Origin of the sequence: Micromonospora sp. NPDC049274, assembly GCF_040678875.1 — a bacterium.
In the GTDB taxonomy this organism is placed as follows: domain Bacteria; phylum Actinomycetota; class Actinomycetes; order Mycobacteriales; family Micromonosporaceae; genus Micromonospora.
Genome location: NZ_JBFAQS010000001.1, coordinates 610,325 through 630,550, shown reverse-complemented (window position 1 = coordinate 630,550; position 20,226 = coordinate 610,325). Strand labels below are relative to the sequence as shown.

Genomic DNA, 20,226 nt, shown 5'->3' with positions numbered 1-20,226 from the left:
CGGTCAGCACGCGGACCTCACAGAACCTGGTGCACCCAACCGTGCGGGTCGGCGGCCTTGCCCCGCTGGATGTCGACGAGCTGCTGGCGCAGCGACATGGTGACCCGGCCAGGCTCGCCGCCGCCGACCAGGAACTCGCCGTCGGGGAAGCGCACCCCACCGATCGGGGTGATCACCGCGGCGGTGCCGCAGGCGAAGACCTCGCGCAGCCTGCCGCTGGCCGCGTCGGCCTGCCAGTCGGCGAAGCTGACCGGTCGCTCCTCGACCCGGATCCCGGCCTTGCCGGCCAGGGTGATGATCGCGTCCCGGGTGATGCCCGGCAGGATCGTGCCGGTCAGCGGCGGGGTGACCACCGAGTCGTCGTCGTACACGAAGAAGACGTTCATGCCGCCCAGCTCGTCGACGAAGCGGCGCTCCACCGCGTCGAGGAAGACCACCTGGTCGCAGCCGGCGTCGATGGCCTCGGCCTGGGCCGCCAGCGACGTCGCGTAGTTGCCGCCGCACTTGGCCGCGCCGGTGCCACCGGGCGCCGCCCGGGTGTAGTCCGGTGAGACCCAGACCGTGACCGGCTTGACCCCGCCGCTGAAGTACGCGCCGACCGGCGAGGCGATCACCATGTAGAGGTATTCGCTGGCCGGGCGGACGCCGAGGAAGACCTCGCTGGCGAACATGAACGGCCGCAGGTAGAGGCTGCCGTCCTCGCCGGCCGGGATCCACTCCCGGTCGATCTCGATCAGCTTGTGCAGCGAGTCGACGAACACCTCGGGCGGCAGCGCCGGCATCGCCATCCGCTGCGCCGAGTCGACGAACCGGGCGGCGTTGGCGTCTGGCCGGAACATCGTCACGCCGCCGTCGGCGGTCCGGTACGCCTTCAACCCCTCGAAGATCTCCTGCGCGTAGTGCAGCACCGCGCTGGCCGGGTCCATCGGGATCGGCGCACGCGCCTCCACCCGGGCGTCGTACCAGCCCTTGCCGTCGGCGTACCGGATGGTGACCATGTGGTCGGTGAAGACGCGGCCGAAACCCGGGTTGGCCAGCAGGGCGGCCCGGTCGGCGACGGATACCGGCGCGGGATTCGGACGGATCTCGAAGTCGAGCTTGTCACCACCGCTCATCGCGCTGACCTCCCTGGGGGACAACGGCATGCGGGATCGCACACCGACGTGGTTGTGCCAGAAACTTACCCCGAACGGTCGTTCAGAAGGTAGCGCCGCTCGGGACCGGGTGGACTGCCCGGACAGGCGGATGCCGCTCCGGCCCCTGCAGGGTCGAAGCGGTCAGGCTACGGAGTGGGCGGCGAGCCGGTCGCCGACCTCGTCGGTGCGCAGCGCCGCGCCCGGGGTGCGGCCGGCCAGCTCGGCGGCGACCGCCGCGTTGACCCGGGCCGCCGCGTCGGCGTGCCCGAGCTGCTCCAGCAGCAGCGCGACGGAGAGCACCGCGGCCACCGGGTCGGCGACACCCTGCCCGGCGATGTCCGGCGCCGAGCCGTGCACCGGCTCGAACATCGAGGGGTACGCGCCCTCGGGGTTGATGCACCCGCTGGCGGCCAGCCCGATCCCGCCGGTGACCGCGGCGGCGATGTCGGTGAGGATGTCGCCGAACAGGTTGTCGGTGACCACCACGTCGTAGCGCTGCGGCTGGGTCACCAGGAACATCGCGGCCGCGTCGACGTGCTGGTATTCCGTCGTGACGTCCGGGTGCTCGGCGGCGACCGCCGCGAAGGCGCGCGCCCACAGCGACCCGGCGTGGGTCAGCACGTTGGTCTTGTGCACCAGGGTGACCTTGCGCCGCTCCCGGCGGTCCGCGCGGGCGAACGCGTCGCGGATGACCCGCTCCACGCCGTGGCGGGTGTTGAGGCTCTCCTCGGTGGCGACCTCGGCGGGGGTGTCCCGGTGCAGGGAGCCGCCGGCGCCGGCGTAGAGGCCCTCGGTGCCCTCGCGCACCACCACCAGGTCGACCTCGCCGGGCTTCACGTTGCCCAGCGGACCGGCGACGCCGGGCCAGAGCCGCGAGGGGCGCAGGTTGACGTACTGGTCGAAGGCGAACCGGAGCTTGAGCAGCAGGCCGCGCTCCAGGACACCCGGCGGAACCGTGGGGTCGCCCACCGCGCCGAGCAGGATCGCGTCGTGCCCGGCCAGCTCGGTCAGCACCGAGTCCGGAAGAACCTCGCCGGTACGATGCCAGCGGGCGGCGCCGAGGTCGTACTCGGTGGCCTGCACGCCGGGGAGCACCGCGTCGAGGACCTTGCGAGCCTGCGCGACCACCTCGGGCCCGATGCCGTCCCCGGCCACCACCGCGATCCGCGCCACGCTCGCACTCCCCACGCTCGACTGCCCCGTCCCGCCCACGGTACGTCGGCGTCCCGCAACCCGGTACGATGCTTCCAGTATTTGGGATATCAGAATCCACAGCACCCTCTCAGCTGGGATTCATGGGGCGATCATCTGCGCTGCCTACGGTGGGGGTCAGCGGGTCAGGGGGCCCGCGAACCGTGGTCGTGAGGACGCGACGTCAACTGCGAGGGGGCAGGTGCCATGCGCATCGACGAGCAGCCGCGGACCCGCTGGCCCGACCCTTCGGCATTCCGGAGCCGCCGGCCCGACCTGCGACTCGGCAGCCGACGGCACCGGATCGACCCGACCGCCGCCACCGACGGCCGGATCGCCGTGCAGCACACCGTACGCACCGCGACCGCCGAGTACACCCTGCTGCTCAACGCCCCCGAGTGGCTCGGCCGCCGAGGCGTCGGCGAGGCCCTGCGGGACAGCGTCGCAGAGCTGCGCGCCGTCGACCTGACCTATGGCCCGAACCGCCCGGAGAGCCTGGTCTCCATGCTGCGGCGGGGAGAGATCAGCCCCGAGTCGTACCCGCCGCTGGCCGACCTGGTGGACCGCTGCACCGCCATGCGCGCCGCCACCGACGGCTGGTTCGACGCCTGGGCGGTGCCCGGCGGCTTCGACCCGGGTGGCCTGCTGGGCGGCTGGGCCGTGGAACGTGCCGCCGCCCGGCTGCGCGCCGCGGGCATCCACGACTACGCCGTACTCGCCGGCGCCGACCTGGTGGTCCGCGGCCGCGCGCCGCACGGCGGGCCGTGGCGGGTGGCGGTGCACCACCCGACGGCACCCGAGCGCGCGCCACTGGTGCTGGAGATGACCGCCGGGGCCGTCGGCACCTCCGGGGTGACCGGGCGCCAGGGGCACGTGGTCGACCCGCACACCGGTGAGCCGGCCAACCAGCTCGTCGCCGCGACGGTCGTCGGCCCGGACCTGACGGTCGCCGACGCGTACGCCACCGCGCTCTACGCCGCCGGACCCACGGGCCTGGCCTGGTTCCGTGGTGGCTCCGACTATCGCGCGCTCTTCGCCCACCGGCGCTGAGCGCTGTCCCGTTACCGCCCCGTGCTGGGGTCCGGCACGGTGACCCGCGCCGGGGTCCGCGCCCCGAAGACGGTGGCGACCAGATCGCTCACCGCGTGTACCCCAATGTCGATCCCCTTGCCGGGTGGCAGTTGGTACATCACGGCGACGACGTAGCGTTGGTCGTCACCGGCGAAGCCCACCGTGTTGGTGACCCAGTGCTCGCCACCCGGATCCGGCTCGATCGACCAGCCGTCCTTGGTGCCGGGTCGCTGGTCGGCGCCGGCCGCCCAGACACCCCAGTGTTGGATCGAGCCGACCGAGCGCATCGCGCCGACGAGATAGGCACGGTCGGTCGGGTCGAGGTCATCGAGCACGTACGACATCAGCCGCTGCAGATCATCTGCCGTGCACTTGAGGTGACCCCAGAAGCGCGTGTACCCGGCGACGGTGCGCAGCCCCGTCATCCCGTAGCGCCGCTGGAAGCGTTCGAGCTGTTTGTCACGGCCGTAGCGGTTCCACAGAGCAGTAGCCGCGTCGTCGGAGGAGACGTGCAGCATGTCGGCGATCTGTCGACGCGCGGTGGCGTCGAGCGTGATCTCACCCGCACGGGAGCGCTCCAGCAGCCCGACGGCCATCGCGAGCTTGATGGTGGAGGCCGTCCAGACCGGATGGTCGGTGGTTCCCGCCTTCCAGAGCTCGCCGGTGCGCCGGTCCCGTACCAGGATTCCGAGGACTCCCGGTTTGCTCTTGAGGAGGGTTGCCGTCGCCGCGAGGCGTGGGCGTTGCGCCTCGTCGACGCTGAGCGGGCCCGGGGTACCGGGCTGTCGGACCCCAGCCGGACCCAGCCCGCTCGTGGATCGCGGCTCGGTGGTTCCCGTGGACACCGACGAGTCCCGCGAAGCAGGCGGGCCGGTTGGATCAGTCGAACAGGCTGCCAACACGAGCACCGCCACCACGGCCGCGAGGAGCCTCGTCGGGCCCACCGTCCGTCGAGGCATCACCTGTCGCCGCAGTTCGGCAACCCACCGGCCGCCCTGACGGGCATCACCGTCCGAGAACCGAGCGCTCGTCACGGCCGCAGATCATAGCCGGACGGCCGGCCACGTAGTCGCACGTGAGACAGGTCCAACGCGTCGCACCACCCGGATTGCGATCGGCCCCCACAGCCTCGGCAACGGCCGTGGGGGCCGGTCAGCGACGAGTGCGCGTGGCTCGCACAATCGAGGGGTGCGGACCGGTCGGGCCGGACGTCGGCCGCGTCACCCGAAGACGGGCCGGCGCCGCGACCCGCGGCCAGTAACCGCAGTCGTACGCTATCGAATCGACGCAACTCGACGCAAGAGTCTCCACAGCGGACCCTCCCGACCGGAGAGTGGGGAATCGGCGATTGGCCTGCGGCGAGGCAGTTTCGACATGGTGAGCGACGGATGGCACGCTGTCCGCCGTGAGTTTCGATCTGAGTGTGTGGGCCCTGGAGGACAGGGCGACGCCCGAGGACGTGCGGGCAGCGGTCGACGGTTGCCGGCAGGGGCGGCACGTGGACCGTTACCCGGACCCGCGCGTTGTCGGCTTCTACCGGGCGATCACCGCGTCCTATCCGGACCGACACCCCGGCCCGGACAGCCCGTGGGCCGTGGCGCCGCTGCACGCCGCGCACGACCACGTCGAGCTGAACCTGCACCCGACCTGCGCGGACCAGGTGCTGCTGGACATCGAGCGACTGGCCGGGGAGCACGGGCTGATGCTCTTCGACCCGCAGGACGGCTCGGTCTACCCGCCCCCCGCCCGGCTGTCCCACTGACCCGAGGCCTGTGGGCCGGCATCCCCGGCCGTGGAGGCGTACGGCAGAGGGGCCCGGCGTGTCGCCGGGCCCCCCGTGGTGCTGCCGTCCGCGCCGCTACTGTCGACGGCGTCGCGACTGCCTACTCGTCGCGCAGGTCCGCCGCGCTGGCGGCGGTCGCGCCGATCGAGTCGGCCGCCGAGGTGAGCAGGTCGGCGCCGAGCGCCTGGTCGACGGTGAGCGTCATCAGGGTCTCGCCGCCCGCCTCACGCCGGGCCACCTGCATCGCGGCGATGTTGATGCCCGACTCGCCCAGCAGGGTGCCGACGGTGCCGACGACGCCCGGCCGGTCGGCGTAGCGCAGGAAGAGCAGGATGCCCTCGGCGGCGATCTCCACGTCGAAGCCGTCCACCTCGGTCAGCCGGGGGACGTCGCGGGCACCGGAGTGGGTGACCGTCCCGGAGACGCTCACCGTCCGGCCGTCCGGCAGAGCGCCGCGCACCGTGACCAGGGTGGGCTGGTCGGCCGTCTCGGCCAGACTGTCCAGCGTGACCTCCACGCCGCGCTCGGCGGCCAGGTGCGGAGCGTTCACGTAGGTGACCTGGTCTTCCACGACCGAGCTGAACAGGCCCTTCGTCGCGGCGAGCTTGAGCACCGACACGTCGTGGCCCACGATCTCGCCACGCACCTCGACGGCGACGCTGGCGGCTACCCCACCGGCGACGGCGGTGAACGCCCGGCCCAACTTCTCGGCGAGCGGCAGCAGCGGCCGGACGTCCTCGGCGACCACGCCGCCGGCCTGGACGTTCACCGCGTCCGGGACGAACTCGCCCTGCAACGCCAGCTTCACGCTCTTGGCCACGGCCAGGCCGGCCTTGTCCTGCGCCTCGTGGGTGGAGGCCCCCAGGTGCGGGGTGGCCACCACGTTGTCGAAGGCGAACAGCGGCGAGGAGGTGCAGGGCTCCTTCGAGTAGACGTCGACGCCGGCGCCGGCGACCCGGCCCTCGGCGATGGCGTTCGCGAGCGCCTGCTCGTCCACCAGACCACCGCGGGCGGCGTTCACGATGCGGACGCCGGGCTTGACGATCGCCAGCTCCTTCTCACCGATCAGGCCCACCGTCTCCGGGGTCTTCGGCAGGTGGATGGAGATGAAGTCGCTCTCGCGCAGCAGCTCCTCCAGCCCCACCAGGCGTACGCCGAGCTGCGCCGCACGGGCCGGCTGGATGTACGGGTCGTACGCGATCAGTCGGGTGCCGAACGCGGCGATGCGTTGCGCGAAGAGCACCCCGATGCGGCCGAGACCGACCACGCCGACGGTCTTGCCCTGCACCTCGACGCCCGTGTACTTGGACCGCTTCCACTCCCCCGCCTTGAGCGCGGCGCTGGCGCTCGCGGTGTTGCGAGCCACGGCGAGCAGCAGTGCGACGGCCTGCTCGGCGGCGGAGACGATGTTCGAGGTGGGCGCGTTGACGACCATCACGCCCCGCGCGGTGGCCGCCGGCACCTCGACGTTGTCGAGTCCGACGCCCGCGCGAGCGACCACCTTGAGTCGCGGCGCGGCGGCGACCGCCTCGGCGTCGATCTGGGTCGCGCTGCGCACGATGACGGCATCGGCCTCGGAGAGCGCCGAGAGCAGGGCCGGACGGTCGGTGCCGTCGACGTGACGAACGTCGAAGTCGTGAGCGAGCACCTCGATGGCGGCGGGGGCGAGTTCTTCGGCGATCAGTACGACAGGATTCATCGGTCCTCGTAGAGGTCGTGTTTGCGATCGGCCCGGGCGGCGGGGCGCCGCACTGCGCCCCGCGCTGATCCGTGCCGTGGCCGTCAGGTGCCGGCTCAGCGCACCTACACGCGATCGTAGGGGCCGCGCTGGCTGGCGTGTTCTGGTCTGCGGGGTGAGGGCCCTCACACGCCCGGTCGAGCGACGGACATCAGCCGTTCACCGCGTCGAAACGGTTTCCGCGCCGCGAACTCGCCCGAGGCGTTCGTCACTCGCTCCCAGTACGTGGGCCTGGCGCATCGATGTCACAGATGCCGGACGGCCCCGGGCGCGGCGCTGGGGAGAGCGCCGGCTTGGGGCCGTCGGTGGACCGTTCCGGGTGGGACGGTCAGGCGGTCTCGGTGATCGGGCGATCGACCCAGCTCATCATGCCGCGCAGCTTCTTGCCGGTCTCCTCGATCGGGTGCGCCGCACCCTCGGCCTGCCACTTGGTGAAGTTGGGCCGACCCGCCTCGTCCTCGGCGACCCACTCGCGGGCGAACTCGCCGGACTGGATCTCACCGAGGATCTTGCGCATCTCGTCCTTGACGCGGGAGTCGATGATGCGCGGACCACGGGACAGGTCGCCGTACTCGGCGGTGTCGGAGATGCTGTACCGCATCTTCGCGATGCCGCCCTCGTACATGAGGTCGACGATGAGCTTCAGCTCGTGCAGGCACTCGAAGTAGGCCACCTCGGGGGCGTAACCCGCCTCGGTGAGCACCTCGAAGCCGGTCTGCACCAGGGCCGCCGCGCCGCCGCAGAGCACCGCCTGCTCGCCGAAGAGGTCGGTCTCGGTCTCCTCGGTGAAGGTGGTCCGGATCGCGCCGGCACGGGTGCCGCCGATCCCCTTGGCGTACGCGAGGGCCAGCGCGAGCGCGTTGCCGCTGGCGTCCTGCTCGACGGCGACCAGGCAGGGCACGCCCTTGCCGTCGACGTACTGGCGGCGAACCAGGTGGCCGGGGCCCTTCGGCGCGACCATCGCCACGTCCACCTCGGCCGGCGGCTTGATGAGCCCGTAGCGGATGTTGAAGCCGTGCCCGAAGAAGATCGCCTTGCCCGGGGCGAGGTTCGGGGCGATCGACTCGGCGTACAGGCTGCGCTGAGCGGTGTCCGGCGCGAGCACCATGATCACATCGGCCTCGGCGGCGGCCTGCGCCGGCGTGACGACCCGCAGGCCCTGCTCCTCGGCCTTGGGGCGGCTCTTCGAGCCCTCCGGCAGGCCGATCACCACGTCGACGCCGGAATCGCGCAGCGACAGCGCGTGGGCGTGGCCCTGGCTGCCGTAGCCGATCACCGCGACCTTCTTGGCCTGGATCAGGCCGAGGTCGGCATCGTCGTCGTAGTACACCTCAACGCTCATGAGACTTCCCTTTCGTACGACGGCCTCGGTGGCCCGTCGTGGTCTGTGCGGATGGGTCAGGCGGCCCGCAGCGCGGGACCGGCGGTGATCGAACGCGAGCCGCGCCCGATCGCCACCAACCCGGACTGGACCATTTCCTTGATGCCGAACGGCTCGAGGTCGCGCAGCAGCGCGTCGAGCTTGTCGGGTGTGCCGGTGGCCTCGATGGTCAGCGTGTCCGGTGCGACGTCGACCACCCGGGCGCGGAACAGGTTGACGGTCTCCAGCACCTGGGACCGGGCGGCCCGGTCGGCGCGGACCTTCACCAGCAGCAACTCTCGGGCGACCGAGACCTGCGGATCCAGTTCAACGATCTTGAGCACGTTGACCAGCTTGTTGAGCTGCTTGGTGACCTGCTCCAGCGGGGACGACTCCGCGTTGACCACGATGGTGATGCGGGAGACGTCCGGGTTCTCGGTCTCGCCCACGGCGAGGCTGTCGATGTTGAACCCGCGCCGGGAGAACAGGCCGGAGACCCGGGCGAGCACGCCGGGCTTGTTCTCCACCAGCACGGACAGGGTGTGCATCGTCACTGCGTCTCCTCGGTCATGCCTTCATGACGCTCGCTGCGCTCGGAAAGTTCGGTCATGACTAGATGTCATCCTCGTCGAAGACCGGGCGGACGCCGCGGGCGAACATGATCTCGTCGTTGCTGGTGCCGGCGGGGACCATCGGCCAGACCATGGCGTCCTTGCCGACCACGAAGTCGATCACCACGGGGGCGTCGTTGATCTCCATGGCGGCGGCGATGGTCTTGTCCACGTCGTCGGCGGTCTCGCAGCGCAGCCCGACGCAGCCCAGCGCCTCGGCGAGCTTGACGAAGTCCGGGATGCGGTGCTTGTGGGTGCCCAGCTCGGTGTTGGAGTAGCGCTCGTTGTAGAACAGCGTCTGCCACTGCCGGACCATGCCGAGGTTGCCGTTGTTGATCACGGCGATCTTGACCGGGATGCCCTCCAGCGCGCAGGTCGCCAACTCCTGGTTGGTCATCTGGAAGCAGCCGTCGCCGTCGATCGCCCACACCACCGTGTCCGGCTTGCCGACCTTCGCGCCCATCGCCGCCGGCACCGCGTAGCCCATCGTCCCGAGACCGCCGGAGTTCAACCAGGTGTACGGCTTCTCGTAGGAGATGAACTGGGACGCCCACATCTGGTGCTGCCCCACCCCCGCCACGAAGATCGCGTCCGAGCCGACGATCTCGCCCAGGCGCTTGATCACGTAGTGCGGGGAGAGGGTTCCGTCGGACGGCTCCTCGTAGCCCAGCGGGTAGCGGGTGCGCAGGTCGTCCAGCTGGGTCCACCAGTCGCCCAGGTCGATGCCGCGTCCCGCCGACCGCTCGACGGCCACCGCGGCGATCAGTTCGTCGATGACGTGCCGGGCGTCACCGACGATCGGGACGTCCGCGTGCCGGTTCTTGCCGATCTCGGCGGGGTCGATGTCGGCGTGGACCACCGCCGCGTCCGGGGCGAAGGAGTCGAGCTTGCCGGTGACCCGGTCGTCGAACCGGGCGCCCAACGCCACCATCAGATCGGACTTCTGCAGGGCGTAGTTTGCCGCGACGGTGCCGTGCATGCCGGGCATACCCAGGTGCTGCCGGTGCGAGTCCGGGAACGCCCCGAGCGCCATCAGCGTGGTGACCACCGGGATGCCTGTCAGTTCGGCGAGCTTGCGCAGACCCTCGGTGGCGCCGGCCTTGAGCACCCCACCACCCACGTAGAGCACCGGCCGGCGGGCGCCGGCCATCAGTCGGGCCGCCTCGCGGATCTGCTTGCCGTGCGGGTGCAGGGTGGGCCGGTAGCCCGGCAGGTCCAGCGTGGGCGGCCAGGCGAAGGTGGTCGGCGCCTGGAGCACGTCCTTGGGGATGTCGACGAGCACCGGGCCCGGCCGGCCGGTGCTGGCCAGGTGGAACGCCTCGGCCAGCACCTGCGGGATCTCCTCGGGGGTCTGCACGAGGAAGTTGTGCTTGGTGATCGGCAGCGTGATGCCCTGGATGTCCGCCTCCTGGAAGGCGTCCGTGCCGATCGACGGGCGGGCCACCTGGCCGGTGATCGCCACCATCGCGACCGAGTCCATGTACGCGTCGGCGATCGGCGTGACAAGGTTTGTCGCACCCGGGCCGGAGGTCGCGATGCAGACGCCGACCTTGCCGGTGGCCTGCGCGTACCCGGTCGCCGCGTGCCCGGCGCCCTGCTCGTGGCGGACCAGGATGTGCCGGACGGTGGAGTCGTAGAGCGGGTCGTACGCCGGCAGGATCGCGCCGCCCGGGATGCCGAAGACGACGTCGACGCCGAGCGCCTCAAGGGACCGCACCAGCGAGCCGGCGCCGGAGACCTGGGCCGGGGCGGCTGTCCGTACGGCCGGGACGGCCGGGGTGGCCGCGGGGCGCGTGGCGGCGGGGTCGACGGCGCCGGCCGGGTCGGCGGTCGCGCGGGCCCGCCGGGCGGTGTGGGCGAGGGTCTCAGGCGTGGGTCTCGTCATGGCGGTTCTGGCCTTCGGCTGGAGTGGCTGGGGCTTGTTCAGCGGTGCGAGGCGGGCGTGGGCCCGTCGCGACAGGTTCCGACGGCAATAAAAACGGCCCTCGTGCAGATGCACGGGGCCAGCGCACTCTCGATGAGGGAGAGTGCGCTCAGGTAAGTACTCGCAGCGACCGGTACGACGACATGCGGCTAAGCCTGACGCATCTCACGCGATGAGTCAACTGATCCCACATGTTGGTTGACGGAGGGCGGCGAGTCGGCCGACGCCGCGCCGTCACCGGGCGGCATGACCTGCCCGGACCCGCCGGAAACCCGGCGCGGAGCGGGCAGTGGGGCGGGCCGCGCGCCCGGTGAGGTGGCCGCCTCCAGCATCGCCTCCAGGTGCTCGGCCGGCACTCCCCAGCCGAACAGCGCGCCCTGCCCGAACCGGCAGCCCGCGGCGACCACAGCGGCCAACTCGGTAGGGGTGGTGACCCCCTCGGCGATGACCTCCAGGCCCAACTGGTGGCCCAGCCGCATGACGATGTCGACCATGGGCGCGAACGCCGGGCCGTCCTGGCCCACCGGACGCACCGGCTCGTGCTCGGCGACCAGGCTGTGGTCGATCTTCAGGATGTCGATCGGCAGGCGGCGCAGCTGCCCCAGCGACGAGTAACCGGCGCCGAAGTCGTCGAGCGCGATCCGTACGCCGGTCAGCCGCAACGCGGTCAACCGCCGGATCAGCTCGTCCAGGTCGGTGGCGACCGCGTGCTCGGTGACCTCCAGCACCAGCCGCTGCGGCGGCACGTGGTGGGCACGCAGCGCCTCGGCGACCTGGACCACGTACTCCGGGGCGTGCAGCTCGCGCGGCGAGACGTTCACCGAGACCCAGACGTCGTGCCCGTCGGCAAGCCACCGGGAGAGCTGGTAGCAGGCCTGGTGCAGCACCCACGCCCCGAGGGTGGCGATCATCCCGCACTCCTCGGCGAGCGGGATGAACTCGTCCGGGCGGATGTTGCCCAGCTCGGGGTGGCGCCAGCGCAGCAGCGCCTCGGCGCCGACCGGCCGCACCGACGGCAGCGACGCCACCGGCTGGAAGGCCAGCCGCAGCTCGTCGCGCTCGATCGCACCCCGCAGCTCGTGCTCCAGCGTGGTGCGGCGGCGCAGCAACTGGTCGTACGCGGCGTCGTAACGCTCGATCCGGTTCTTGCCGCGTTGCTTGGCGTAGCGCAGCGCCAGGTCGGCGTGGCGCAGCAGCAGCTCCACGTCCGGTTCGCCGGCCCACCCGGCCACGCCGATGCTCACGGACAGGAAGACCGGGCCCTCCGGCTGGTCGTACGGCCGGTTGAGCACGCCGAGCAGCCGCTCGGCCACCCGGTCCGCCTCGGCCGGCCGGGCCGGCATGAGCACGGCGAACTCGTCGCCGCCGAGCCGCGCCGCCACGTCGCCCGGGCGCAGGTTGCCGCGCAGCCGGCGGCCCACCTCGGCCAGCACGGCGTCGCCCACGTCGTGGCCCCGCATGTCGTTGACGTTCTTGAAGCCGTCCAGGTCCAGACCGAGCAGGACGCACGGGGTGCCGGCCTCGGCGCCGTCGTGCAGCGCCCGCAGCAGCCCCCGCCGGTTGGCCAGCGACGTCAGCGGGTCGGTGTGCGCCAGCTCGCGGAAGTGCGCCTCCCGCTCGGCCAGCCGGCCGGCGTAGTCCCGGACGTCCTTGAGGGTGAGGTACTGCCGGGCCACCAGGGCGAAGCCCTCCACGCTGCCGGCGACGATGGCGGGGGCAGTGAACCGCCCGTCCTGGAGCAGGTGGTACATCGCCGAGGCCGCCATGGCCAGCATCGGGGCGATGGCGTACTCGCCGTCGCGACCGATCAGGTCCAGCTCGACGTGCCCGGGCCGGTCGGCCTGGTAGACGGCGAGCGCGACGGTCAGCAGGCCGGCGGCCACCACCGCGGCGCCGGCGAGCGCCATGGTCGGCCCCGCCTGGCAGAGCCCCGCGCTGAGGCCCAGCCCGCCGCAGCTCACCGCGCTGATCCCGGCGGCGAGCACGGCCAGCCGCTGACGCGGGGCGGCGGCCCGGAAGACGACGATCACGGCGAGGCCGGCGCCGAGCGCCGCGCTCACCGTCGCCAGCAGGATCGCCGGGCAGGCCATCGGGGTGGCGGCGCCGAGCAGCCGGGTCGGCTCCGAGAAGAACACCCAGCCGACGAACCAGAGCGCCGCCGCCATGGTCAGACCGTCCAGGGCGAGCCGGGCGGTCCCCGCAGCGGTGGCGGCGACCCCCGGCAGCCGGAGCAGCCCGGCCGCGAAGGCGAGACCGCTCACCGCCGTCCCGATCGCCGCCACGGTGGCCCAGCCGGTGCGCTGCCCCTGCTCGTGGACCCAGTGGTCGCTCGTCGAGAGCACGGCCACCAGCCCGACCAGCAGACTGGCCAGGGACGTCCCGGCGGCCGCCGCGAGCAGCAGGTGCGCCGGTCGGTGCGGCCCGCTGCGTCGCCGGGCGACAACGGTCAGCAGCACGGTCGCCGCGGCGGCGACCACGCCGCTCAGCGCCGCGACGGCGACCATGCCCGGGGGGAGATGCACGCCATCAAGAGTGCCGGATGAGCGCACGCCGTGGGAGACCGGATGTGCATCTGTTGGGACACGGCGGATACTCCGGATGCCTGACGCGGCGGCGGTGTCATGCTGGTACGCATGCCTGAGCTGCGATCGAGGACGTCCACACACGGTCGGACGATGGCCGGCGCCCGGGCCCTCTGGCGGGCCACCGGGATGACCGACGACGATTTCGGCAAGCCGATCGTCGCCATCGCCAACAGTTTCACCCAGTTCGTGCCGGGTCACGTCCACCTGAAGGACATGGGCGGTCTGGTCGCCGACGCGGTGGCCGAGGCCGGTGGCGTCGGCCGGGAGTTCAACACGATCGCTGTCGACGACGGCATCGCCATGGGCCACGGCGGCATGCTCTACTCCCTGCCCAGTCGGGAGTTGATCGCCGACGCGGTGGAGTACATGGTCAACGCACACTGTGCCGACGCCCTGGTCTGCATCTCGAACTGCGACAAGATCACCCCGGGCATGCTGCTGGCCGCGCTGCGCCTCAACATCCCGACCGTCTTCGTCTCCGGCGGCCCCATGGAGGCCGGCAAGACGGCGGCGATCGAGGGCGTCGTCCACAGCAAGATCGACCTGATCGACGCGATGATCGCCTCCTCGAACGAGGCGGTCACCGACGACCAGCTCGGCGAGATCGAACGCTCCGCCTGCCCCACCTGCGGCTCCTGCTCGGGGATGTTCACCGCCAACTCGATGAACTGCCTCACCGAGGCGATCGGGCTCGCGCTGCCCGGCAACGGTTCGACGCTTGCCACCCACGCCGCGCGCCGGTCGCTCTTCGTCGAGGCCGGCCGCACCGTCGTGGAGATCTCCAAGCGGTGGTACGACGGTGACGACGACTCGGTGCTCCCCCGCACCGTCGCCTCCAAGGCCGCCTTCGAGAACGCGGTCGCCCTGGACGTGGCGATGGGCGGCTCCACCAACACGGTGCTGCACCTGCTCGCCGCCGCCCGCGAGGCGGAACTGGACTTCGGCGTCGCCGAGATCGACGCCATCTCCCGGCGGGTCCCGTGCCTCGCCAAGGTCGCCCCGAACTCCCCGAAGTACCACATGGAGGACGTGCACCGCGCCGGTGGCATCCCGGCGATCCTCGGCGAACTGGACCGGGCCGGGCAGCTCAACCGCGACGTGCACGCCGTGCACTCCCCCTCGCTGGCCCAGTGGCTCACCGACTGGGACGTGCGGGGCGGCTCACCGACGCCGACGGCTGTCGAGCTGTTCCACGCCGCACCCGGCGGGGTGCGTACCGTCGAACCGTTCTCCACCACCAACCGCTGGTCGTCGCTCGACACCGACGCCGCCGAGGGCTGCATCCGCGACCGCGAGCACGCATACTCCGCCGACGGCGGTCTCGCCATCCTGCACGGCAACCTGGCCCCGGAGGGCTGCGTCGTGAAGACGGCGGGCGTGCCGGACGACTGCCTGACCTTCCGCGGCCCGGCGAAGGTGTACGAGTCGCAGGACGACGCGGTGACCGCGATCCTCGCCAAGCAGGTCGTCGCCGGCGACGTAGTGGTGATCCGCTACGAGGGGCCGAAGGGTGGCCCCGGCATGCAGGAGATGCTCTACCCCACCTCGTTCCTCAAGGGTCGCGGGCTGGGCCGCTCCTGCGCGCTGCTCACCGACGGCCGCTTCTCCGGCGGCACGTCCGGGCTCTCCATCGGGCACGCCTCCCCCGAGGCCGCCTCCGGCGGGCTGATCGCCCTGGTCCGCGAGGGCGACGAGATCATCATCGACATCCCGGGCCGGTCGATCTCCCTCAACGTCGCGGAGGACGAGCTGGAGGCGCGACGCGTCGCCGAGGAGAAGCGCGACAAGCCGTACACCCCGACCGACCGGCAGCGGCCGGTGTCGGCGGCGCTGCGCGCGTACGCCTCGATGGCCACCTCGGCCAGCGACGGCGCCTACCGCCGCGTCCCGGAGTAGTCGTCGCCGGGCAGCGGCACACGTCGCTGCCCGGCATACTCCCCGAGATGCCCCCCCGCACGCTGCTCGCCATCGTCACCCCGCTCGTGCTCGCCCCCTTCCTGCTGGCCGGCGTGATCTGGTGGGCGCTGCGTCCACCCGAGGCGATCTGGCACGACGACGCGGTGGCCGACGCGACCGAGACCGCCGACCGGATCGAGACGCGGTTCAAGCAGGACCACCTGTACCGGGCGGCCGACTACGCGCACACCGCGGGGCAGGAACCCGACGTGGCAGTGCTGAGCGTCATCGGCGAAACGCACTGGCAGACCGGGGTGACCCTGGTGCTTCGGATCACCGGACACGGGCAGGGCACCCGGGGCAACGGCCACACGGACAAGGGCGACGAAGAGGTCTGCTTCCGATTCCAGCTCGGCCCCGAACGGGACAGCCGCGACGACGACATCGGCTGCCCCGCCGACGCCCCACTGCCGATCCAGAAGGACCCCACACTGGACGGGGTGGACGGACGGCTGGAGAAGGCCCTCGGCCCCGCCGGCCCGGACGAGGCCCGGATCCGCAAGGCCGTCGACGCGCTCGGACTGGACCCCGCCGTACGCCGGGAATTCACCACCGAAGGCGACACGGTCGGGGTGGCCCTGCGCGCCTCCCAGTACGACTGTCTCCTGGCCCGGGTCGACGCGTCCGGCGCCCAGACCTGGCGGCCGTCGCACATCCAGCTCGCCCCCGGGGAGCTGCCCTGCACGGCCGGCACGGCGTTGAGCAGCCAGTTCGGTCACGGCCCACGCTGACGCGGGCCACGGCGGTCCGCGAGCCGACGGCCTGCCGCCGCGTCCGACGGGGAGCGCGATAGGTGGCCGAGATGTCCCCCGCACACCGTCGTAGGCATCGACTACGCTGCGAGCCCGGTCCACCGTCTGGCGGGCCGATGCCGGCGGGCCACTGTGGTCCGACCGCACACCACACGGGGGAGGACACCATGGCTCCTGCGCGTCTTCGAACACTGTCCCGCATCCTGACCGCCGCCACCGCCACGGTGCTGATCGCGGCGGCAGCGCCGGCCGCAGCGGCGCCGAAGCCCACGATCGGATTCTCCGGTATCGCGTTCGCGACCGACCACGTCGACACCACCACCGGCGGCGCGACAGTCACTCTCAACTGGACCGTCACCGACACGTCGACGACCGCCCGCGATCTCGCCGGCAGCATCTACGTGCAGGCCTACAGCGGGACCACCGCGCTCGGGCCGCTGGAGCAGATCCGGTTCGCCCTCAACGGCGGTTGGCCGGTGGTCTCGCCGCAGACGGGCGGCATCGCCAGCGCAACATACGCATACGACTTCCTGCTGACCGAGTACGGCCCGGCCGCGCCGGTGACCTACCGCGTCACGAAGATCACCGCGACCGACGACCAGGGCACCACGCGAACCCTGTCCGGCGACAGGATCAGCCCGGCCGCCGTGCTGGCCGCCACTCAGACCCCGGACACGGCACCGCCGACGACCGAGTACGTCTGGCTCGACCCACCCACCGAAAGTGTGGTGTACGACGATGGTTCCGGCGCGACCCTGCGTTTCGGCCTGTACGCCTTCGACGAATCGGGCGCGGGCTTCTGGAAGGGTCGCCTCGTGCTGGACGGACCCGGCACCGCCGAGGTCGTCGCGCCCATCACGCTGACGCAGAGCGACCAGGGCGGCCTGCTCTGCGGTGACGCGCAGAACTGGGACCTCTGGCGTGTCGAGTGCCACGTGCCGGTGACCCTGCCGGCGGGCAGCCCCACCGGCGACTGGACGGTGAAGGCGGTCAGCCTCACCGACCGGGCCGGCAACACCAAGCGCTACACCGGCCTGCAGGCGCCGACGGTGCGGGTCACCCGCAACGAGGCCATCAGCGCCACCGGGTTCGCTCTGAACCCGACGCAGGTGAACAACTGGCGCGGGCCGGCGACGACGACTCTGACGTTCACCGCGAGCGGCGCTCAGGGCAAGCTCACCGCCACCGTCGAGACCCTGGGCTGCTCGACCTGGAACCAGGTGCTGACCGAGGGACCGGCGGGCACGTACGCGCTCCCGGTGGTGCTGAGCACGCTGAGCACCTCGTGCGCCATCGAGGGCATCCTGCTCACCGACGAGGCCGGCGCGCTCTCGGCGTACGGCGCCCCCTACGGTCGGCCCGCGCTCGACCTGCGGGCCACCCGGTTGCCCGATACGGCCCGGCCAGTGGCGACCGCGGCAACCCTGAGCCCTACCGAGGCCCGCCCGGACGAGGTGTCGAACGGCATCAACGTCGACGTCACTATCGACGACGTCACGCTCGCTCCCATCGACGGCTTCTCGACCACCATCTACAACTCCCTCGGCCACTCGGTGGGCGGCTCGGTCGGCGGCATCCGGGTCGGGTCCGACGGGCGCGTCTCGCTGCCGGTGTCCTTCCGTGAACTGCCTCCGGGGACGTACACGGTGGGCTTCTCGCTCACCACCGCAGCCGGCAACACCGCCGGGTGGGGCTATCCCAACGGCGGCACTCCGGCACCGTCCGGGCCCCTGGTGTTCACCAGCCTGCCGGCGGCCTGACCCCAGCACCCCGCAGTTCTCCGCGGCCCTCTCCCCACTCGGGAGAGGGCCGCGCCGTCGTCTAGACACCGCGCAGGTCGAGGGCTTGAGCGAGGAGGCGTAGGCCGTCGTCGTCGTGTCGGTGCACGGCGCAGCCGGCGCGGGTGAAGCGCACGGTGACCGCCTGCCCGGCGTGCCGGGCGGCGAGCCGCAGCAGATCCGGCTCGGGGTCGCCAGCGAGGTCGCGCGGCCCCGACCAGGGCACCGGGATCGGGACCGCCGGGTCGGCCGGGACGGCGCTGGCGACCGCGTCGGTGAGACCTTCCCGGCACCAGGCGAGGGCGGCAGCAAGACTGGGCCGGTAGGGCAGGTCGTCGGGGAGGACGGGTGCGTCGCGCGGTTTCACCTCGACCGACCAGCGCAGACCGTCGGCCAGCAGCGGGTCGCCGGTGTTGTGCCGCAGGTCGCACACGGTCACCACGAGCGCCACGTCGAGGCCGAGGGCGAGCCGCAGCAACTCGGCCAGCGGCGGCGCGTCCGGGGGTGCCGCCACCACGATCAGGCGGCCCGCTGCGGCGCCCCGTCCGGCGCTGCGCGCGTACTCCCCCACCGGGTCGGCGCCGGCCCAGGGCAGGGTGACGTACCCGTCGCGCAGGTTCCGGTCGAGGTCGTGCCCGCCATCGGCGTCGCGGAGGTCCTCGGGTCGCGCGCCGAGGACGGCGGCCCAGGAGCCGAGCCGGTAGCGGTCGGGGAGCTGGACTACGGGCCGACCGTTGGGCTGGGTGGCGACCAGCGGCGCAACCTCCGGTGTGCCGGCCTGCCAGGTCAGGTGCACCACCCGGTGCCGCAGGTCGGTGACGGTGACAAGCACGGCCTGGTACAGGCGGTGGGTGTCGCCGCAGGTGTAGCAGCGCAGCGCCGACGCGCGCAGGCCGGCGCCGCAGCAGTGCGGGCAGTCGGAGTCGGCGGGCCGGTCGCCGAGCCGGCAGTCGCAGGCGCGCAGCCGGTTGTGCGGCCGGCAGTCCGGGCAGGGCCGCCACTCGACGGGTGCACCCAGCCAGGACGGGTCGGGCGGTTCGTAGCCACGGTGCAACGGCACCCGCACCCTGCGAACCACCTGCCCGGTGGGCTGTTCGGCGAGGGTCTCGATCGCCTCGCCGGGGCGCAGGGTGGTGTGCCACCAGCGGCCGTCCCGCCAGAGGGCCTGCGCGCCGGGCAGCTCTTCGCCGCCGGCCGGGTCGACGCAGTCGGCGAGGAGGCGGCGTTCGAGTTGGTCGACGTCTATGGCCGGGGCACCGGGTGGGCGCGGCGAGTCGGGACGCAACAGCCGGGCGGGGGCGGTCAGGCCGCGCTCGGCGAGACCGGTGAGCGCGCCGGCCACGTCGGTGCGGGCCAGCGCCTCCGACGGTCCTGACACCAGGCGGTTGTGCCGGGCGGCACCGGGGAGCCGGGCACTTCATATCGGAGGGCCCACCCGAACCCGAGACCCTGCCGGCGGGCCTCGACGACCAGGTCGAGCAGCAGAAGGTCGGCCAGCGCGCAAAACCGAGCCAGGCGGGCGGCAAGGTCGACGGTGGGCGCGGCGCTCGACCGTCCCAGCACCAGCCGCCAGGGAGCGTGATCGGCGCGCAGGATGGCGTGGGCCTCTAGCTCGTGCCGCTGCGCGGCGGGCAGGTCGGGTCGCCACTGCCGGTCCAGCCACAGCGACGGCACGTCAGCGTCGGTCACGATCGCGCCGACGCTGGCGGCGAGTTCGCGTACCCGGGAAGCAAGGGCGACCACCCAGTGGCCCGCGGGGTCGCGGTGGGGTTCGAGGCCGCCGGGCACGACCTGGTGGGACGCGACCGCGCCGGTGTCCAGGTTGGCGACGGTGACCACGAGCTGCGCTCGCCGCCGGCCGCGCCGACCGCAGCGATAACAGGGGTACGCGATGCTGCCCGCGCCGTGACACTGCTCGCAGCCCCGGTACGCCTCCCGGCGCGGCCCGAGCACCTCGGCGTCGACGAGGAACCGGTCGCCGTAGGTGGTGCACCGGCACGGGTCCAGCGTGAAGGTCATCCCGTCGCAGTCGGGGCAGGTGACGACGGGCGCGGCGGTCACCGACACCGCCGGGCCGTGCAGTCACCGTCGTGCTCGACGCGGCGCACGCACCGCCGGCCACCGTCGAGCGGCAGGTCGCAGAAGACCCGATGGCGTACGCCCTGCTCGTCCTCGGCCGAGACGGTGGTCTCGCCCGCGTCCACCTCGGGCAGAAAGGTCAGGGAGCGAGCCAGGGTGCCGGCGAAGTGCTGGGCGGCCGGCAGATCGGCGGCGGTGAACGGCAGGTGCGCCACCCAGCGAGGGCTCATTGGACGGCCGTCGGCTCGGCTCGAAGAAACGC

The 20,226-nt window shown here is 72.4% G+C and carries 16 protein-coding genes; 5 read left to right on the top strand and 11 right to left on the bottom strand.

The window, feature by feature from the left end:
• Positions 1-17: 17 nt before the first annotated feature.
• A complete protein-coding gene (locus tag AB0K10_RS02850) occupies positions 18-1,115 on the bottom strand; it encodes a branched-chain amino acid aminotransferase (RefSeq protein ID WP_363679311.1) in 1,098 nt (365 codons plus the stop codon).
• A 162-nt stretch (positions 1,116-1,277) separates the two neighbouring features.
• Positions 1,278-2,309, bottom strand: coding sequence for a 3-isopropylmalate dehydrogenase (locus AB0K10_RS02845; RefSeq protein WP_363679309.1), 1,032 nt, complete (start codon positions 2,307-2,309; stop codon positions 1,278-1,280).
• A 225-nt stretch (positions 2,310-2,534) separates the two neighbouring features.
• Here AB0K10_RS02845 and AB0K10_RS02840 point away from each other — a divergent pair, with 225 nt between their 5' ends.
• Complete coding sequence (locus AB0K10_RS02840; protein WP_363679307.1) at positions 2,535-3,377, top strand: FAD:protein FMN transferase; 843 nt, start codon at positions 2,535-2,537, stop codon at positions 3,375-3,377.
• Positions 3,378-3,388: 11 nt separating this feature from the next.
• On the opposite strand, the gene AB0K10_RS02835 is transcribed toward AB0K10_RS02840, so the two are convergent.
• Positions 3,389-4,243: a hypothetical protein gene (locus AB0K10_RS02835; protein WP_363679305.1), complete on the bottom strand. Its 855-nt coding sequence runs from the start codon at positions 4,241-4,243 to the stop codon at positions 3,389-3,391.
• 560 nt (positions 4,244-4,803) lie between these two features.
• Between AB0K10_RS02835 and AB0K10_RS02830 the strand changes: the two genes are divergently transcribed.
• Positions 4,804-5,160, top strand: coding sequence for a hypothetical protein (locus AB0K10_RS02830; RefSeq protein ID WP_363679303.1), 357 nt, complete (start codon positions 4,804-4,806; stop codon positions 5,158-5,160).
• 121 nt (positions 5,161-5,281) lie between these two features.
• Here the strand turns inward: AB0K10_RS02830 and serA are convergent, their stop codons facing one another.
• From serA to AB0K10_RS02805, 5 genes are all read right to left on the bottom strand, one after another.
• On the bottom strand, positions 5,282-6,880 hold the full coding sequence (serA, locus tag AB0K10_RS02825; protein WP_363679301.1) for a phosphoglycerate dehydrogenase: 1,599 nt from the start codon (positions 6,878-6,880) through the stop codon (positions 5,282-5,284).
• 367 nt (positions 6,881-7,247) lie between these two features.
• Entirely contained in the window at positions 7,248-8,261 is a 1,014-nt protein-coding gene (gene ilvC / locus AB0K10_RS02820) for a ketol-acid reductoisomerase (protein ID WP_363679299.1), read from the bottom strand.
• Positions 8,262-8,317: 56 nt separating this feature from the next.
• Positions 8,318-8,833 carry an acetolactate synthase small subunit gene (ilvN, locus tag AB0K10_RS02815; RefSeq protein ID WP_007456364.1) on the bottom strand — a complete coding sequence of 172 codons (516 nt, stop codon included), beginning with the start codon at positions 8,831-8,833 and terminating at the stop codon, positions 8,318-8,320.
• 58 nt (positions 8,834-8,891) lie between these two features.
• Positions 8,892-10,775: an acetolactate synthase large subunit gene (locus AB0K10_RS02810; protein WP_363679297.1), complete on the bottom strand. Its 1,884-nt coding sequence runs from the start codon at positions 10,773-10,775 to the stop codon at positions 8,892-8,894.
• A 188-nt stretch (positions 10,776-10,963) separates the two neighbouring features.
• Positions 10,964-13,336, bottom strand: coding sequence for a bifunctional diguanylate cyclase/phosphodiesterase (locus AB0K10_RS02805; protein ID WP_363679295.1), 2,373 nt, complete (start codon positions 13,334-13,336; stop codon positions 10,964-10,966).
• A gap of 111 nt (positions 13,337-13,447) precedes the next feature.
• Between AB0K10_RS02805 and ilvD the strand changes: the two genes are divergently transcribed.
• The 3 genes from ilvD to AB0K10_RS02790 all read left to right on the top strand — a co-directional run bounded on the left by ilvD (position 13,448) and on the right by AB0K10_RS02790 (position 17,867).
• Positions 13,448-15,295 (top strand): dihydroxy-acid dehydratase, encoded by a 1,848-nt coding sequence (ilvD, locus tag AB0K10_RS02800; protein ID WP_363679293.1) that lies wholly within the window; start codon positions 13,448-13,450, stop codon positions 15,293-15,295.
• Positions 15,296-15,342: 47 nt separating this feature from the next.
• Positions 15,343-16,086 carry a hypothetical protein gene (locus AB0K10_RS02795; RefSeq protein WP_363679291.1) on the top strand — a complete coding sequence of 248 codons (744 nt, stop codon included), beginning with the start codon at positions 15,343-15,345 and terminating at the stop codon, positions 16,084-16,086.
• A 188-nt stretch (positions 16,087-16,274) separates the two neighbouring features.
• The gene (locus tag AB0K10_RS02790) at positions 16,275-17,867 is read left to right on the top strand and encodes a hypothetical protein (protein ID WP_363679289.1); all 1,593 of its coding nucleotides are present in this window, start codon (positions 16,275-16,277) and stop codon (positions 17,865-17,867) included.
• 61 nt (positions 17,868-17,928) lie between these two features.
• On the opposite strand, the gene AB0K10_RS02785 is transcribed toward AB0K10_RS02790, so the two are convergent.
• From AB0K10_RS02785 to AB0K10_RS02775, 3 genes are read right to left on the bottom strand one after another with little or no spacing between them, the layout of a single operon-like run.
• A complete protein-coding gene (locus AB0K10_RS02785) occupies positions 17,929-19,263 on the bottom strand; it encodes a hypothetical protein (RefSeq protein ID WP_363679287.1) in 1,335 nt (444 codons plus the stop codon).
• Positions 19,188-19,946, bottom strand: a complete 759-nt coding sequence (locus AB0K10_RS02780; RefSeq protein WP_363679285.1) for a hypothetical protein — start codon at positions 19,944-19,946, stop codon at positions 19,188-19,190. Before AB0K10_RS02780 ends, AB0K10_RS02785 begins: the two co-directional genes overlap by 76 nt.
• Entirely contained in the window at positions 19,943-20,194 is a 252-nt protein-coding gene (locus AB0K10_RS02775) for a hypothetical protein (protein ID WP_363679283.1), read from the bottom strand. The genes AB0K10_RS02780 and AB0K10_RS02775 overlap by 4 nt, the downstream gene beginning before the upstream one ends.
• Positions 20,195-20,226 lie beyond the last annotated feature (32 nt).

Bases quoted from the DNA above. Each gene is read 5' to 3' on its own strand.
- AB0K10_RS02850 (WP_363679311.1), bottom strand. From the start codon at position 1,115: ATGAGCGGTGGTGACAAGCTCGACTTCGAGATCCGTCCGAATCCCGCG.
- AB0K10_RS02840 (WP_363679307.1), top strand. From the start codon at position 2,535: ATGCGCATCGACGAGCAGCCGCGGACCCGCTGGCCCGACCCTTCGGCA.
- serA (WP_363679301.1), bottom strand. From the start codon at position 6,880: ATGAATCCTGTCGTACTGATCGCCGAAGAACTCGCCCCCGCCGCCATC.
- ilvC (WP_363679299.1), bottom strand. From the start codon at position 8,261: ATGAGCGTTGAGGTGTACTACGACGACGATGCCGACCTCGGCCTGATC.
- AB0K10_RS02810 (WP_363679297.1), bottom strand. From the start codon at position 10,775: ATGACGAGACCCACGCCTGAGACCCTCGCCCACACCGCCCGGCGGGCC.
- ilvD (WP_363679293.1), top strand. From the start codon at position 13,448: ATGCCTGAGCTGCGATCGAGGACGTCCACACACGGTCGGACGATGGCC.
- AB0K10_RS02795 (WP_363679291.1), top strand. From the start codon at position 15,343: ATGCCCCCCCGCACGCTGCTCGCCATCGTCACCCCGCTCGTGCTCGCC.
- AB0K10_RS02790 (WP_363679289.1), top strand. From the start codon at position 16,275: ATGGCTCCTGCGCGTCTTCGAACACTGTCCCGCATCCTGACCGCCGCC.
- AB0K10_RS02775 (WP_363679283.1), bottom strand. From the start codon at position 20,194: ATGAGCCCTCGCTGGGTGGCGCACCTGCCGTTCACCGCCGCCGATCTG.